The sequence below is a fragment of the Thermoproteus thermophilus genome (assembly GCF_055392855.1).
Genome location: NZ_AP042466.1, coordinates 961410 through 975229 on the forward strand (window position 1 = coordinate 961410; position 13820 = coordinate 975229).

15 protein-coding genes are annotated in these 13820 nt (G+C 57.9%); 9 read left to right on the forward strand and 6 right to left on the reverse strand.

Going from position 1 to position 13820, the window contains the following annotated elements:
* Positions 1 to 84: 84 nt before the first annotated feature.
* From ACZ5PA_RS05680 to ACZ5PA_RS05715, 8 genes are read left to right on the forward strand one after another with little or no spacing between them, the layout of a single operon-like run.
* Positions 85 to 1020 carry a 2-oxoacid:acceptor oxidoreductase family protein gene (locus ACZ5PA_RS05680; protein WP_464929372.1) on the forward strand — a complete coding sequence of 312 codons (936 nt, stop codon included), beginning with the start codon at positions 85 to 87 and terminating at the stop codon, positions 1018 to 1020.
* Entirely contained in the window at positions 1017 to 2207 is a 1191-nt protein-coding gene (locus ACZ5PA_RS05685) for a transketolase C-terminal domain-containing protein (RefSeq protein WP_464929373.1), read from the forward strand. Before ACZ5PA_RS05680 ends, ACZ5PA_RS05685 begins: the two co-directional genes overlap by 4 nt.
* Complete coding sequence (locus tag ACZ5PA_RS05690; protein WP_464929374.1) at positions 2204 to 3226, forward strand: thiamine pyrophosphate-dependent enzyme; 1023 nt, start codon at positions 2204 to 2206, stop codon at positions 3224 to 3226. Before ACZ5PA_RS05685 ends, ACZ5PA_RS05690 begins: the two co-directional genes overlap by 4 nt.
* Positions 3220 to 3618, forward strand: a complete 399-nt coding sequence (locus tag ACZ5PA_RS05695; protein ID WP_464929375.1) for a NuoI/complex I 23 kDa subunit family protein — start codon at positions 3220 to 3222, stop codon at positions 3616 to 3618. The genes ACZ5PA_RS05690 and ACZ5PA_RS05695 overlap by 7 nt, the downstream gene beginning before the upstream one ends.
* Positions 3615 to 4568, forward strand: coding sequence for an NADH-quinone oxidoreductase subunit H (locus tag ACZ5PA_RS05700; protein WP_464929376.1), 954 nt, complete (start codon positions 3615 to 3617; stop codon positions 4566 to 4568). Before ACZ5PA_RS05695 ends, ACZ5PA_RS05700 begins: the two co-directional genes overlap by 4 nt.
* Positions 4556 to 4876: an NADH-quinone oxidoreductase subunit A gene (gene ndhC, locus ACZ5PA_RS05705; protein ID WP_464929377.1), complete on the forward strand. Its 321-nt coding sequence runs from the start codon at positions 4556 to 4558 to the stop codon at positions 4874 to 4876. Before ACZ5PA_RS05700 ends, ndhC begins: the two co-directional genes overlap by 13 nt.
* Positions 4866 to 5306 carry an NADH-quinone oxidoreductase subunit B gene (locus ACZ5PA_RS05710; RefSeq protein WP_464929378.1) on the forward strand — a complete coding sequence of 147 codons (441 nt, stop codon included), beginning with the start codon at positions 4866 to 4868 and terminating at the stop codon, positions 5304 to 5306. Before ndhC ends, ACZ5PA_RS05710 begins: the two co-directional genes overlap by 11 nt.
* Positions 5303 to 6523, forward strand: a complete 1221-nt coding sequence (locus ACZ5PA_RS05715) for an NADH-quinone oxidoreductase subunit D (RefSeq protein WP_464929379.1) — start codon at positions 5303 to 5305, stop codon at positions 6521 to 6523. The genes ACZ5PA_RS05710 and ACZ5PA_RS05715 overlap by 4 nt, the downstream gene beginning before the upstream one ends.
* A 6-nt stretch (positions 6524 to 6529) precedes the next feature.
* On the opposite strand, the gene ACZ5PA_RS05720 is transcribed toward ACZ5PA_RS05715, so the two are convergent.
* From ACZ5PA_RS05720 to ACZ5PA_RS05735, 4 genes are all read right to left on the reverse strand, one after another.
* Positions 6530 to 7348, reverse strand: a complete 819-nt coding sequence (locus tag ACZ5PA_RS05720; protein ID WP_464929380.1) for a carbohydrate ABC transporter permease — start codon at positions 7346 to 7348, stop codon at positions 6530 to 6532.
* The gene (locus ACZ5PA_RS05725; RefSeq protein ID WP_464929381.1) at positions 7345 to 8202 is read right to left on the reverse strand and encodes a carbohydrate ABC transporter permease; all 858 of its coding nucleotides are present in this window, start codon (positions 8200 to 8202) and stop codon (positions 7345 to 7347) included. The genes ACZ5PA_RS05720 and ACZ5PA_RS05725 overlap by 4 nt, the downstream gene beginning before the upstream one ends.
* Positions 8203 to 8204: 2 nt before the next feature.
* On the reverse strand, positions 8205 to 9758 hold the full coding sequence (locus ACZ5PA_RS05730) for an ABC transporter substrate-binding protein (RefSeq protein ID WP_464929382.1): 1554 nt from the start codon (positions 9756 to 9758) through the stop codon (positions 8205 to 8207).
* Between the two features lie 138 nt (positions 9759 to 9896).
* Positions 9897 to 10424, reverse strand: coding sequence for a DUF996 domain-containing protein (locus tag ACZ5PA_RS05735; protein WP_464929383.1), 528 nt, complete (start codon positions 10422 to 10424; stop codon positions 9897 to 9899).
* A 74-nt stretch (positions 10425 to 10498) separates the two neighbouring features.
* Here ACZ5PA_RS05735 and ACZ5PA_RS05740 point away from each other — a divergent pair, with 74 nt between their 5' ends.
* On the forward strand, positions 10499 to 11989 hold the full coding sequence (locus ACZ5PA_RS05740) for an MFS transporter (protein ID WP_464929384.1): 1491 nt from the start codon (positions 10499 to 10501) through the stop codon (positions 11987 to 11989).
* Here the strand turns inward: ACZ5PA_RS05740 and ACZ5PA_RS05745 are convergent.
* Together ACZ5PA_RS05745 and ACZ5PA_RS05750 are read right to left on the reverse strand one after the other, a co-directional pair.
* Positions 11955 to 13160: a glycosyltransferase gene (locus ACZ5PA_RS05745; protein WP_464929385.1), complete on the reverse strand. Its 1206-nt coding sequence runs from the start codon at positions 13158 to 13160 to the stop codon at positions 11955 to 11957. The two genes, ACZ5PA_RS05740 and ACZ5PA_RS05745, sit on opposite strands and share 35 nt — an antisense overlap.
* Entirely contained in the window at positions 13157 to 13807 is a 651-nt protein-coding gene (locus ACZ5PA_RS05750) for a DUF5752 family protein (RefSeq protein ID WP_464929386.1), read from the reverse strand. Before ACZ5PA_RS05750 ends, ACZ5PA_RS05745 begins: the two co-directional genes overlap by 4 nt.
* Between the last annotated feature and the right edge of the window lie 13 nt (positions 13808 to 13820).

The window sequence follows — 13820 nt, forward strand, 5'->3', positions numbered from 1 at the left end:
TAATTGCTTTTTTCAACGTAGAATATAGTAAAGTTCTTCCTTAATAAATAGAAAAGATTTTTTAGTTACATCAAGAGGTTAGCTATGAGAATCGAGTCGGTGTGGATAGGCCGTGGCGGTCAAGGGATAGTCACGGCCGTCTACATAGTAGCCCACGCGTCGATAGCCGACGGCTTCTACGCGCTCGCGAACCCCGAGTTCGGGGCGGAGCGCAGAGGGGCGCCCGTGAAGGCCTTCTTGACTATCACCGATTATTTCGAGGACTCCCTTGAGCCGATAAAGAACCCCGACGTGGTCGTCTTCCTCGACGACAAGCTGATAGACGCCATGAGGATCGTCGTGGACGCGGTGAAGCCAGGAGGCTACGTGATAGTCAGCTCCGGGAGGAGCCCGGAGGACGTGGCCGCGGCCATCGGCCGAAGGGACGTGAACATAGCGGTGGTGGACGGGATAGGCATCGCCTTAAAACACGTGGGCTTGGCGGTCCCCAACGGGCCGATGGTTGGGGTGTTCGCCAAGGTCGTGGGGATACCTAGGCTCGAGTCCATAAAAGAGGCCATAGCGTCTCAGCTGGGCAAGGCAGTGGAGCAGAACTTCGCCGCGGCAGTGGAGGCCTACAAGACGGCGGTCGTGTTGCCGGCCTCCGAGATGGGCAGCGCCAAGGTCTCGGCGGAGATACCCACCACCTCGGCGTTCCTCACGGGGGATTACGAGCTGGTGGGGTGGGACCAGATACCCGAGGGCGGAGTGGTCTACCCGGGCAGCAGTCTTAGGTACAGGACGGGCTCGTGGCGCGTCGAGAAGCCCGTCATAGACCACTCCAAGTGCATCATGTGCCGTCGCTGTTGGCTCTTCTGCCCCGACGACGCCGTGCTGGAGGTCTGGAGGGAGGCCAAGGGCCCGGGCGGGAGGACGGTCAAAGTTAAGGCGATAGACTTCAGCTACGAATACTGTAAAGGGTGTGGTGTGTGCGCCCAAGTATGCCCCACAGGAGCGATCCAGATGGTGAGGGAGCTATGACGCTCCAGCTGGAGCTCGGCAAGGCCAAGCAGAAGAGGATCGCGCTGACCGGCAACCACGCAGTAGCCCTAGCGGCCAAGATGGCGCGCGTCGAAGTCATTGCCGCCTACCCAATAACGCCGCAGACTCCCGCCGTCGAGAAGTTGGCGGAGTTCGTCAACAACGGCGAGCTCGACGCCGAGTATATCCCCGTGGAGGGCGAGCACTCGGCCCTTTCGGCAGTAGTCGGGGCCTCAGCCATGGGCGCCAGGGTCTTCACGGCCACCAGCAGCCAAGGCCTCGGTTTCATGTACGAGATACTCCCGATAGCCGTGGGCCTCCGCCTGCCCGTGGTCATGGGCATCGCGACTAGGGCCTACTCGGCCCCGATCAACGTGTGGGGCGATTACAGCGATGTGATGTCCATGAGGGAGCTGGGCTGGATAATCTTCATGGTCTCCAACGTGCAGGAGGCCTTCGACACAACTATACAAGCGTTCAGAGTGGGGGAGGACCCCTCGGTCCACCTCCCAGTCGCGGTGGCCTACGACGGCTTCTGGATAAGCCATGTGCTACAGCCTCTGGAAGTCCCCGAGGACGAGGAGGAGGTTATCCGATATGCCCCCATAACTAGGAGCTGGAGGAAGCTCGACGTGGACAACCCCGCGTCGCTAGGCGCCGTGGGGACTCCGGAGTGGTACTTCGAGATAAGGTATGCCGCATATAAGGCGCTCGAGGACTCCGTCAAGGTAATCCTGGAGGCGGACGCCCAGTACGGCAAGATATTCGGGAGGAGCTACGGCCTCGGGTCCGCCTATAGGTTAGAGGACGCGGACGTGGCCATAGTCACGTACGGCTCCGTGTACGGCCTAGCCAAGAAGGCCGTCGACGCCCTCAGGGCCGAGGGCGTGAGGGCCGGCGCGTTGAAGGTGAGGTTGTTGAGGCCTTGGCCGGCCGACTTCTTGAAGAAGCACCTAGACGGCGTTGACAAAGTGCTCGTGATAGACAGGGCCTTCAACCACGGCGGCCCGGCGGGTCCCGTGGCCACGGAGCTGGCCGCGACGCTAGTGCGCCCAGTCTACAGCGCCTACGCCACCATAGGCATGAGGGCGACGGACTCAGCAGCCTTGAAGAAGGCGGCCGAGCGCGTGGCCAAGGGCGAGGTGGAGCCCATGAGGCCGTTCAACATAGGGCTGAGGGGGCCATGAAGGTCAAGGTTGAGGTCAGAGGGCTACAGCTGCCGGGCGCGAGGCCCGGCGCCGCGGTCGAGGCGGCTTACGAGTACGCCGACTTCGATCTGCCCGAACAAGAGCTCTTTTTGCCGGGACACGGCCTATGCGCCAGCTGCACCATAGGCGTTATAGCTAGGCATATGCTCAAGGTGCTCGGGCCCGACACCATAGTGGTGAACCCGACGGGTTGCGCCGAGGTGTCCACCGTGACTTACCCTCGCACCAACTGGGCTGTCCCCTGGATACACGTCGCTTTCGGGAACGGCGGCTCCGTGGCCTCCGGGATAGAGGCCGCCATAAAGGTGCTCAAGAGGAGGGGCGTCATCGACCCGAACAGGAAAATAAACGTCGTGGTCTTCGCCGGGGACGGCGGCACTGCCGACATCGGCTTCCAAGCCCTCAGCGGGATGCTCGAGAGGAGGCACAAGGCGATCTACGTCATGTACGACAACGAGGGCTACATGAACACGGGCATTCAGCGCTCCGGCACAACGCCCCTCTTCTCGTCGACCACCACGTCGCCGGCCGGGAGGAAGATACCGGGCAATCTTACCCACAAAAAGCCCATGGTCCTAATAGCGGCGGCGCACGGGATACCCTACGCCGCCACGGCGAATCCCGCGTATTTGCCCGACATGGTCGAAAAGTTCAAGAAGGCGGCCGAGGTGGACGGCCCCGCGTTTTTGCACGTGCTCCAGTCGTGCCAGCCGGGCTGGCGTTTCGAGACCAAATACGCAATAAAGGTGCTGGAGCTGGCCACGGAGACCGGCTACTGGGTCAACTACGAGATCGAGGACGGGAAGTTCAGAATAACCGTGCCCGTCCCCAAGAGGAAGCCCGTGGAGTGCTTCTTGAAGCTACAAGGAAGATTTAGGCATCTCGGCAAGGAGGAGATAGCGTTTCTGCAAAAAGTAATAGACGAAGACGTGAAGAGGCTCAACGAAATGGCCGGAGGGGAGTTCATAGGGCCTCTCGACCCCGAGGCGAAATGTTGATCGAGCACGTGCGCTACTTCGCGGTGGCGATCAAGAACGCGTTGAAGGGGCCCATAACAGTCGACTACCCGAGAGAGGCCAGAGACTACGGCGATAAGCTCCGCGGCTATATAGTCAACGACAAGGAGAAGTGCATTAGTTGCGGCCTCTGCGAGGCAGTCTGTCCGGCCAAAGCCATTAAATTCAGCGTGGGCCCTGACGGGAAGCGCTATCCCGGCATAGACTACGGCCGATGTATTTTCTGCGGATATTGCGTGGACGCCTGCCCGACGGGCAGCTTGAGGCACACGCATCATCACGAGGTCATCTGGAGCGACCTAAACACCTTCGCCAAATACGCCGAGGGCGACCTCGTCGCCGTAGACGGAAGGCCCAAGAAGTCGTTGTTATGAACGAGCCGGTCGCGGCCCTCCTATATCCCGGCATAACTGCCTTGTTCGCGTACTTGCTAGTGGCGGTTTGGCTCGAGAGGAAGCTGGCTGCGAAGGTGCAGTGGCGCTACGGGCCGCTCTTCGTATCCAGAAGGCTGGGCGGCTTGCTCCAAGTCGTCGCCGACGCTTTGAAGCTGGTCTTCAGCGAGTTGGTGATCCCGTCGTATACGAACAAGGTGTTATTCGCGGCGTTGCCCTTAGCGGCTTTCTTTGTAGCCGCCTTGCCCGTGATGTTCATACCAGGCGCCCCGGACCTCGTGATCTACAGAAGCCACTACGGCTTGGCCTATATCTTGGTCATCATCCTGTTGGCCACGCCGGTCATAGTGGCCATGGCGTGGGTCGAGGCGGACAAGTTCACGTACATAGGCGCTCTTAGGGAGATATTGATAGAGGCCGCCTACGAGGTGCCGTTGGCGCTCTCGATTTTGGCCATGATGGTGCTCTACGGCCCCGACCCGGTACAAGCAGTAGAGGCGCAGAAGATCCCGGGCATCTTGGCCAACCCGTTGGCCTTCTTCGCCTACTTCATCTCGGCGGCTATGGCCACTAGCAGGTTCCCCTTCGAGATACCCGACGCCGACACCGAGATAGTCTTCGGGCCGTATACCGAGTACGGCTCCACGTTGCTCCTCGCGTCTTTCGGCGCCAACTACGTCGAGCTCTACTCTCTCTCGCTGCTAGGCGCTTTGTTGTTCCTAGGCGGATGGTCGCCCTTCGATGGGGGGATCCTCGGCGTTGCGGCGATGTTGGCGAAGGCCATGTTGCTCACCGCGGCTTGGCTGATCCTTAGAGCTATCTATCCGAGATTGCGCATAGACCAAGCGTTGGGCATCGGCTGGGGGAGCCTCTTGGTCACGTCGGCCGCATCGGTGGCCGTGTCGGCGGCGTGGAGGATATGGCTTGGCTGATATACCTCCTGGTCTTGACAGCCGCGCTGGCGGCTTTGTTGATAGCGCCTATGTTGTTGGCGCCTAGGAGGCGGACGGAGGCCAAGGAGGTGAGGTTCGAGGCCGGCAACCCCCCGTACGGAAGGACGAGGAGGAGGATGGCCATGCAGTACATAAACTACGTCTACTTGGCCGTAGCGGCCGAGTCCATAGTCGGGATGTCCATAGCGTACTACCTCATGGACGCAGGCGTGTTGTTGGCGGCGTTGATAGCGATTGCGGCTACGACCGCGACGGCCTACGTAGCTGCCAAGGGCTATGGTCGTTAGGATCGTCAAAGACCTAATAAGGCTCGCCGCTAGGTGGGGCACTAAGTGGAGCTTATGGCCGCCGCACCTCGTGACGGCTTGTTGCGGCGTCGAGGTGGGTCACGTATTCGGCCCAGCCTACGACGCAGAGCGTTGGGGCGTATTGCCTATGCCGTCAGCGAGGCACAGCAATATCCTCATAATAGAGGGGACTATAACCATGAAGATGGCGAAGTTCGTGAAATGGGTCTACGATCAGATGCCCGAGCCTAAATTCGTAATAGCCATGGGCGCCTGCGCCATAAAGGGAGGCGTCTTCTACGGCTCTTACCACATGGTCCCGGCGGCCAACGTGGTCCCAGTCGATGTTTATATCTCGGGCTGCCCGCCGACGCCCGAGGCGTTGCTCAAGGCGATAGAGGAGGCCCAGAGGAAGATAGAGAAACTATGACGAAGGAGTGGCCATTTGACAAGAGGCCCGGCTTCACGTTCTTCGTGGAGAGGGAGGAGGAGCTAGCGCCTGGGGAGAAAGGGCTAGTGCTCGTCGTGGGGCCCCAACATCCAGGGTCGGGCCATATGAGGCTCTTCGTAGTTCTCGACGGGGATATAATAGTGGACGTGAGGCCGGACCCCGGCTTTGTCCACAGAGGAGTTGAAAAGTTGGCCGAGCGGAGGCCCTTCTGGACGGTCCCGCCCCTACTGGAAAAAGTCGCCATAATGGACAGCACGCATGCCATGTTGGCGTATATACACGCCGTGGAGAAGGCGTTAGGCCTTCAGCCTCCGCCTAGGGCCAAGGCGTTGAGGTCCATAATGGCCGAGCTGGGCAGAATAAGGACCCACTTATATGACCTGGCGCTACACGGCATATTCATAGGCCATTCAACTGCCTTTATGTGGGGCTTCGGCATGGGCGACATGATAGCCGAAGTCCAAGCCAAGATAACGGGCGCGAGGACAACGTCGGCTTACCCGATTCCCGGAGGAGTAAGGCGGGATCTCACGACGGACGGGAGGCAGGCAATTGAAAGGCTGTTGGCGAAGCTCAAGTCGTCTCTCAAGGACTTCGAGGCCCTTTTCCTCAAGAACTCCTTGGTCAAGATGAGGCTGGAGGGCGTGGGCGTGTTGGACGCGAAGAAGGCCACGGAGCTAGGCGCCGTGGGGCCGCCGGCCAGGGCCTCCGGCATAGACTATGACGTGAGGACGGCCTCGCCCTACGACTACTACGAGGCGATCAAGCCGAGAATCATCGTCGAGAAGGCGGGCGACGCCGCTGCGCGCGCCTCGGTGAGGTTGGCGGAGATATGGGCCTCCTTAGAGTACATCGAGGAGGCGCTCAAGGCCTTGCCCGACGGCGACATAATCGACGAGGCGTTGGTGGCGCTCTCGCCCCATTTCAGGAGAGGCGACGTGGCCGGGATTTTCGGCGTTTTGACCCAGTTGAGGCCGGAGCCCGGCGAATACCACGGACTAGTAGAGATGACGAGGGGGGCCTCCTACGTCTTCATCTCGGCGACGAGCTCGCCGTATCTCAGACGCGTAAGGTTCGTGACGCCCAGTTGGCGTAATCTGAAGCCCATGGTGGAGGCCATGAAGGGCTACAGGCTGGCGGACTTGCCCGCTATCTATATGTCGTTTGGATACTTCCCGCCCGAGGCCGATAGGTAACGCTCGTCAGCCCTTCATGAAGCCGCCCAATATCCCCGTCACGTAGTACTTCTGCAACGCCAAGAATATTATAATTGGGGGCAACACGGCGACGGCGGCCGCGGCGGCCATCAAGGAGACGTTGACGAAATATGCGGAGACCGAGTTGGCTATGAACACCGTGACGGGAAAGAACGACTGATTCCTTATGAAGACAAGCCCGAAGTACAAGTCGTTGTAGACGAAGACGAATTGTATCGCGGCGACGCTGATAATGGCGGTGGTCATCACCGGCAACACGACGTTTGCAAAGAGCCTGAAATCGGAGGCCCCGTCTATCTCGGCTGCTTCGACGAGCTCCTTGGGCAAAGAGGCGAGGAAGTTATAGAAGAAGAAGGTCACCCAAGGCAGCGCGAAGGCTGTGTGGACCAACACGACGCCCAAGTACGACTGCATTATCCACTGGGCCATGTTGTAGAGGCCTAAGATGGGAGTCGTCACGGCTTGTTGGGGCAAGATCTGGAGGAGGTACAATATCGGAGCCCATATATCGCCGCCGGGTATGTGGCGCCTTCTGATGGAGAAGGCGAGCGCCATGCCTAAGACTATCGGGAGGGCTGTCGCCGAGGCCGCTATGGCTAAGCTGTTCAACACGTAGCGGTATATGTGCCCCTCGATGAGCTCGATGTAATTTTTGTCGGTGAACGCCCTAAATCCCCACCAGCCGTAGAGCACGGCCGTCTCGTAGGGGGTTACCGAGGCGAATATCGTAGCTATCAACGGGAAGATCCACGCTATGGCCACCAGCGCGGCGAGTAGCGTATATATCACCGTCTGGACCTTCATCTCCTCCTGAACATCATCAACACGATGGGTATCGCCATGGCGATTACTATAGCCGATATAACCGCTATTACCGAGTTTGCGTAGCCCCAAGCGCCGTAGGAATAGTTCTGGTACATGTAGTACAACATAACCGAGCTCCCGCCGGGAGCCCTAAGCGTGTACACTACGTCGAATACCTTTAGGGTTAGTATCGACAACAAGACAAAGGAGACCACATGCGCTGGCCTTAACAACGGCAAGTATATCTTCGTGAACCTAGTGAGGAGCGGCGCCCCGTCTATCCAAGCCGCCTCGAGGATGCTCCTCGGTATTGTCGAAATGCCGGCCATGTAAATTATCGTGGCCAAAGGCGTTGAGCTCCAAATAGTTACCAGAATCATCATAAGGAGGCCGGGCCAATAGAGGCCGAAGACATTTAGCCTATTGTCGAAGAATACGGCGTTTATGAAGCCCGTGTTGGCCGCGAACAACATATAGCCGAACATGAACGCGGCCACCGTTGGAGGTATCGCCATCGCGGCGAAGATCAAAGTCCTGAAAGCGCGCGCGCCCCTTGTGTGCTCGTTGGTCATTAACAAGGCAAAGAGCATTCCGAGGAACATGGAGACGGGGACGTTGATTGCGAGCCAAATGAGGTTGGTGTAAAAGGACTCGAGGAAGAGGGGATCGGTGAACAAATAGGCGTAGTTCTGAAGGCCGACGAACTTAAACGATTGCGTAAACCAATTCGCGACGGGGCCCCAGTTGGTGAAGCTCGACACTACGTCGAGAATCAGGGGATATATTATGTAGACTGAAAGGAAGATGAGGCCGGCGAGAGAAAAAACGAGGAAGTACAGAAACCTATTGGCCATCGCTATTTCTGCCACTCGGGGATGGGTATGCCGGCGGCCGTCAATATCGAGGTGATGTTGTACATTGGGCCTGTGTAGACGGAGGAACCTGTGTACGTCACGCCTTGGCATAAGGGATATGTGGCGTCCCAATTAGTCTGGTTATATAGCCTATTGGCCAACTCCTCCATCTGCTCCAAGTAGGTCAGCCAGTTCTTGGGGTCTGACAGCATCTTGGCGAGGGTCGGCCAGAATACTTGTTGCTCGAACTGAGGCGGCATGTTGTCGGCTATGTCAGGCAACAAGTTCTCGCTGAACTGGACTAGCCAAGACATGACGACCTTGCTGGCCGGCGGCACCGATATCTTGCCGGAAAGGGCGTCCTCCATGGCGGCCTTATTGGGCGACGCGGCCCTCCAGCCGGATTTTAGGACCTCCTCTTGGAACTCCTTAGAGGCTAGCCACAAGGCGAACTGTATCGCCAAGTCCTTGTTGTGAGGCACGTTCTTGGGCACTAGGGCCCAGTCGCCGCCGGTCACCACGAAGTACTGATTAGCCAACTGCGGGTTGATGGACGGCGCCATGATGGGCATAAACGCAGTGTAGTTGTTGTTGAAGAACGGAGTCCAATCGCCCATGAAGTACATGGCCACGGTCCCGTTCTTCATCAACGCGTACACATCGACGAAGTGCTGGCTGGCCGCGAAGGACGTGGGCCCGAAGGCGCCCGACGCCACTAGGGATAAGTAGAACTCAAAGGCTTGCTGTACTATGGGCGACGTGTAGCTGATCTTGTGGCACATGATGGCGTAGTACAAGTCTTTGCCTCCCAGCGAGAAGACAATGGGCTCGAATATTATTACCAGAGGCCACTGGTCGGCAGCCCCAGTGCCGATGGGCACAACGCCACTGTTCTTGAGCTTATCTATATAGCTCAAGAACTGGCCCCAGTCCCACCTCTGGCTCACCTCGGTGGGCATAGGTATGCCGTATTTCTGCATAGTGGGCACGTATGCATATATGCCGGGCTTGCTCCAAGCGTCGACGGGAACTCCGTATATGTGGCCGCTGACGTTGACGGGCTGGAGATAGTACGGTATGAGCTGGTTTAGGAGGCCGCTCTGTTGTAGATAGGGCGTTAAGTCGGTGAGGTAGCCTCCCTCGGCGAGTTGTCTGGCCAAGCCTACCGGCGCGAATATCACTACGTCAAACGGAGGGGTGCCGCTGGTTATTTGTTGCGCGATGGTGGTGTAGTCCGTGGTGCCGACGTATTGTATCTTCACGTTGTACTCTGTTTCGAACTTGGAGATCAACTGCTGGAATATCTTCCCCTCCGGCGTGTTAGTGCCCCAAGGGCCGTAGACCACGAGTACTTGTTGAGCCGTGGTCGTGGAGGTCGTGGTCGGAGCCGTCGTAGCGGAAGTAGCCGAGGAGGTTGCCGAGGGCGTTTGCGAGGAGGTGGTCGGCGGAGCGGGGGCGGGCGGCCGCGAGGCGTAATACGCGACGAGGATGGCGACGATCACCACCACGACAACGGCGATCGTTATTGTAGTTGTACGCGATATCCCGCGAGCCATGGAAATTTTATTTTTAATGAATTATTTATTCGTTATGCCACTTTACATATACCTAAATAAAATAACTGTTGTATTAGGAAAATTGATATATAATTAATCAAAATTAAGTAGTTTATTATAAAACTTGTTCTATTTTCATTAGGCCTTTGTTGGCGTCTTCATGATAAGGAAGGCAACGCCGGCGAGGATATAGGCTATGAACAGCAAGACTAGCCCAACGATGATTATTGTCAATACAGCGCCCCAATAGTAAAGCGTGCCGGCAGTTTCGAAGAGGCCCTCGTTGCTCTTCTTGGCCATTGCCGACATGGCGCCTCTGAACCTCTTAGCCGATAAGAGGTAGAATATCCACGCTATTACTACGACGACAATAACGCCAGCCAACGTCAACAAGCTCGCCAAGAGGTGCCCGGACATGAGCACGCCTAGCGAAAACACCCCAACAGAGGCGCCGATAGCCAATACGATAACTGCTATTACGGCATATATGAACCAATAAACGGCGTCGTTCCTCATGGACTGGTCGCCGTAATAATCGGCGAGCGATATAAGGCCTACCAAGAGTAACACAACGCCGACGATGCCGACTACGCCATGCATTAAGGGCCCCGCTGCGGCGAGTATGGAGCCAACACCAGCCAAGATCTTCGCGATCTCCGGGTCCATGATATTTTCTAGACTCTCTATATATAAGTGCAGACGCGGCGGAAGCTTTATTACGTGGACTTATTTCGGGCTTCATGGCTTTCGATATATCGAGTAGATCCGAGGCGTACGACATCAGGTACGCGTGGAGGGCCGCCCCCCTGCTCGGCTCAGTCGCGTTAGTGGTGATGTACACAGAGGCCATGCTCATGCCGTCGTTGCCGAAAATACAAGAGGAGTTCAACATCACGCCGGCCGAGGCCTCTTGGATCCTCACGATATACCTAATAGTGGGCACTATCAGCGCAGCGCTCTTCGGGAGCCTTGGCGATATGTACGGCAAGAAGAAGATTTTGGTGTTAGTGCTTTCCATTTATTCCATCGCGGTCACGTTCACCGGATATGCGCCGACTTTTCCATTGCTCTTGTTGGCCCGAGCCCTCCAAGGCCTCGGCATGGCCATGTTCCCCCTCGCGTTCTCGCTGATAAGGGAGGAGTTCCCGCCGGAGATGGTCCCTACAGCTCAAGGCCTAGTCAGCGCCATGTTCGGCGTCGGCATCATCGTTGCGATGCCTCTCGGCGCGTACATCAGCCAGTACTTCGGCTGGCGTACCACGTACCACACCGTGACCCCCCTCGCAGTCATGTTGACTGTCCTCATAGCTGTTTTCATAAGGGAAAGCAGATACAGGACGCCGAGGCGCGTCGACTACTTAGGAATAGGCCTTTTCGCCCTCGCCACGTCCTCGTTCCTCATCGGGATCTCGGAGGCCCCAAACTGGGGCTGGACGTCGGGCCAAACCCTCGCGCTCTTCGCGTTGGCCGCGGCCTCCGCCTTCGCCTTTACAGTGCAGGAAATCACGACGAGCGAGCCGTTCATACCCAGGGATATCTTGAACAAGAACGTCGTAGCGGCTACAGTCGCCATCCTCATGGTGGCCTACGCCTTCCAGATGAGCAGCCAGAACCTCTCCTACCTCTTCGAGATGCCGCCCCCCTACGGCTACGGGCTCTCCATATTGGAGTCGGGCCTCTACATAACCCCCACTGCGATAGTCCAAGTGATCGGGGCCCCCATCGCGGGCAGGCTTTTGTGGAGAGTCGGCGCGAAGAAGATGTCAGTAGTAGGCGCGGTGTTGGCCGTGCTGGCGTTCCAGCTGGCGTCGGCCTACGCCTACTCCGGCGTTTGGAGGCTCATAGGCTACATGTCCATGGGCTTCTTGGGCTTAGCGCTCCTCAACGTATCGCTCATAAACCTGTTAATGTTCTCAGTGCCCAGGTATAGGCTAGGCGCGGCGGCCGGCTTGAACACGGTCTTCAGGAACTTAGGATCGGCCATAGCTCCCGCGGTTGCGGGGACCGTGTTGACCACGTTCTCCACAACTGCGTTATACTCTATCGGAGCCTACACTGCGTTCTTCACGGTGCCCTCCTCCACGGCCTATTCGATAAACTTCGACATAGCGACCGCCATGTTCCTCTTGGCCTTAATCCCCATCGCCGCAGCGCAAGAGGTCTTCACGAAAGAGGCCAGGGAGCGCTTAAACGCGGCTAACTGGCATAGCGCTTCGTCAAGAATAGAATAGCCATGAGGTAGCGCCTCAGCTCTTGGATTATGAGGAAGTTGCGCCTCACGTGCTCGCGGCCGGCCTCGCCCATCTCCTCCCTGGCCTTCTTGTTCCTCAACAAGTAGACCAAGTAGTGGGCCGCGGCCTTGGGGCTGTCCACCAAGAAGCCCGTGACGCCGTTGATCACCTGTATCCTTATACCGCCTGTGTTCCCTCCTATGACGGGCCTCCTCTTCCAGAGCGCCTCGCTCACCGTGAGGCCGAAGCCCTCTTTTATGGATTTCTGCATCACCACAGTGGCGGCCCTCTGGAAGGCGTTGACCTCCACGTGGCTATTCGGCGGGAGCATGAGCAAGTGTATGTCCTTGTCGTCTCCGGCCGCCTTCACTGTTTCTTGGTAGACGACCTCGCCCTCGGGGTCGTCCGTCGCGGGGCTCCCCAAGTAGACCAACTGGAGGCTCGGCACGTGGCGTTTAGCCAAGCGATACGCCTCTATGACGCCTACGGGGTCCTTCGCCCTATCGAATCTGGAGACTTGTAGGACAATGGGCCTGTCTAGATCCACCCCGAAGCGGGTCACGATCCTATGCACCGTGGTCTCGGGCAATGGGATGTTCTTGGGGCTGAGCGGGTCGATCGACGGCGGTATGGCCATCTGCGGCATGTCTAGGTCGTCCCTGGCGAATTCCGGTATCGATACTATCATGCCATCGTATTGCGACACGTAGCGCTTCAAAAAGCCCCAGACCTTGGGATGCGGATTGCTGATGTCTATATGACAACGCCATATCCACGTGCCCCTCTTCTTGTACTTTATGAGACCGGCCGGCTGCGGGTCGTGTATGAACACCACGTCGTAATCCAAGGGCACCTCCCCCGCGTTGATCTCTTGCCACTTCTCGTATATCCTGAAGTACTCGTCGGGCACCTCGCCCTTGCCCGTCTGGAGCGCGTTGTGGAACGTCTTCGTGACAGTGAAGAACTCCGTGTCCCCCCTTATCACCTTCCACTCCGCGTTGAGGCCCAACTCCCTCATGAGCGGGACGAGCCTGTGGAGGATCTCCGCCACGCCGCCCCCCGCGGCCGTGGAGTTCACGTGCAGTATAGACAAGTCCTTGAGCTTCTCGGCGTATTTGAATACGGCGTTCAGCTCGTGCTCCCCTACGAACTCCACGTAGCGCTCTATCATAGCAACTCTTCCTCGAGCACTCTTACTATCTCGGCCTTTAACTCGTGCTCGTTATTGAATACCAACGGGTCTATCCTCGAGAGGGCCTCCGCCGCCTCGATTAGGCCGAACTCCTCCTCCAGCCATTTAGAGAACTCGTTTCTGCCGATTCCGTCGAGGACCCTCCTGGTCACGAAGTGGTAGGCCACCGAGTCGGCGGGGGCGGCGCCCACGGCGTCGAGGAACTCCGCTAGGGTCTCCGCCTTGAGGCCAACGTCGTAGGGCACGGGGACCATGCTGACGAACACGAACTCCCTTCTCGCTGGCCTCTCGTCGGCTCTGGGCTCCAGTATGGAGAGCAATTCCCTCCTTATATCCTCTATCGTGGCGGGCTCGGCGCCCGATATGCTCGAAAGCTCTATGGCCAAGTCCTCGTCGTTTAGCTCCTCGGCGACCCACACGGCGAAGTCGTTGGAGAAGTAGGGGCGCATGAGGTGCTTGGCGAAGACCGTGTGGAAGACGTGGTGGAACAACGCGCCTGGATCCGCCTCCTTTATTCCTTGGACTAGTTCCTTCAAGTTGCGCGCCCTTTTCTTGGTGTACAGCGAGATGTAATAAGCCGATTTGAACACAAACGGCTTTCTGGCCCTCCTTTCGAGTTGTCCCATGACAAGAATATAT

Excerpts from the sequence above, each read along its gene's own strand:
- ACZ5PA_RS05680 (WP_464929372.1), top strand. The coding sequence starts at position 85 with ATGAGAATCGAGTCGGTGTGGATAGGCCGTGGCGGTCAAGGGATAGTC.
- ACZ5PA_RS05685 (WP_464929373.1), top strand. The coding sequence starts at position 1,017 with ATGACGCTCCAGCTGGAGCTCGGCAAGGCCAAGCAGAAGAGGATCGCG.
- ACZ5PA_RS05690 (WP_464929374.1), top strand. The coding sequence starts at position 2,204 with ATGAAGGTCAAGGTTGAGGTCAGAGGGCTACAGCTGCCGGGCGCGAGG.
- ACZ5PA_RS05695 (WP_464929375.1), top strand. The coding sequence starts at position 3,220 with ATGTTGATCGAGCACGTGCGCTACTTCGCGGTGGCGATCAAGAACGCG.
- ACZ5PA_RS05700 (WP_464929376.1), top strand. The coding sequence starts at position 3,615 with ATGAACGAGCCGGTCGCGGCCCTCCTATATCCCGGCATAACTGCCTTG.
- ndhC (WP_464929377.1), top strand. The coding sequence starts at position 4,556 with ATGGCTTGGCTGATATACCTCCTGGTCTTGACAGCCGCGCTGGCGGCT.
- ACZ5PA_RS05710 (WP_464929378.1), top strand. The coding sequence starts at position 4,866 with ATGGTCGTTAGGATCGTCAAAGACCTAATAAGGCTCGCCGCTAGGTGG.
- ACZ5PA_RS05715 (WP_464929379.1), top strand. The coding sequence starts at position 5,303 with ATGACGAAGGAGTGGCCATTTGACAAGAGGCCCGGCTTCACGTTCTTC.
- ACZ5PA_RS05720 (WP_464929380.1), bottom strand. The coding sequence starts at position 7,348 with ATGAAGGTCCAGACGGTGATATATACGCTACTCGCCGCGCTGGTGGCC.
- ACZ5PA_RS05725 (WP_464929381.1), bottom strand. The coding sequence starts at position 8,202 with ATGGCCAATAGGTTTCTGTACTTCCTCGTTTTTTCTCTCGCCGGCCTC.
- ACZ5PA_RS05730 (WP_464929382.1), bottom strand. The coding sequence starts at position 9,758 with ATGGCTCGCGGGATATCGCGTACAACTACAATAACGATCGCCGTTGTC.
- ACZ5PA_RS05735 (WP_464929383.1), bottom strand. The coding sequence starts at position 10,424 with ATGGACCCGGAGATCGCGAAGATCTTGGCTGGTGTTGGCTCCATACTC.
- ACZ5PA_RS05740 (WP_464929384.1), top strand. The coding sequence starts at position 10,499 with ATGGCTTTCGATATATCGAGTAGATCCGAGGCGTACGACATCAGGTAC.
- ACZ5PA_RS05745 (WP_464929385.1), bottom strand. The coding sequence starts at position 13,160 with ATGATAGAGCGCTACGTGGAGTTCGTAGGGGAGCACGAGCTGAACGCC.
- ACZ5PA_RS05750 (WP_464929386.1), bottom strand. The coding sequence starts at position 13,807 with ATGGGACAACTCGAAAGGAGGGCCAGAAAGCCGTTTGTGTTCAAATCG.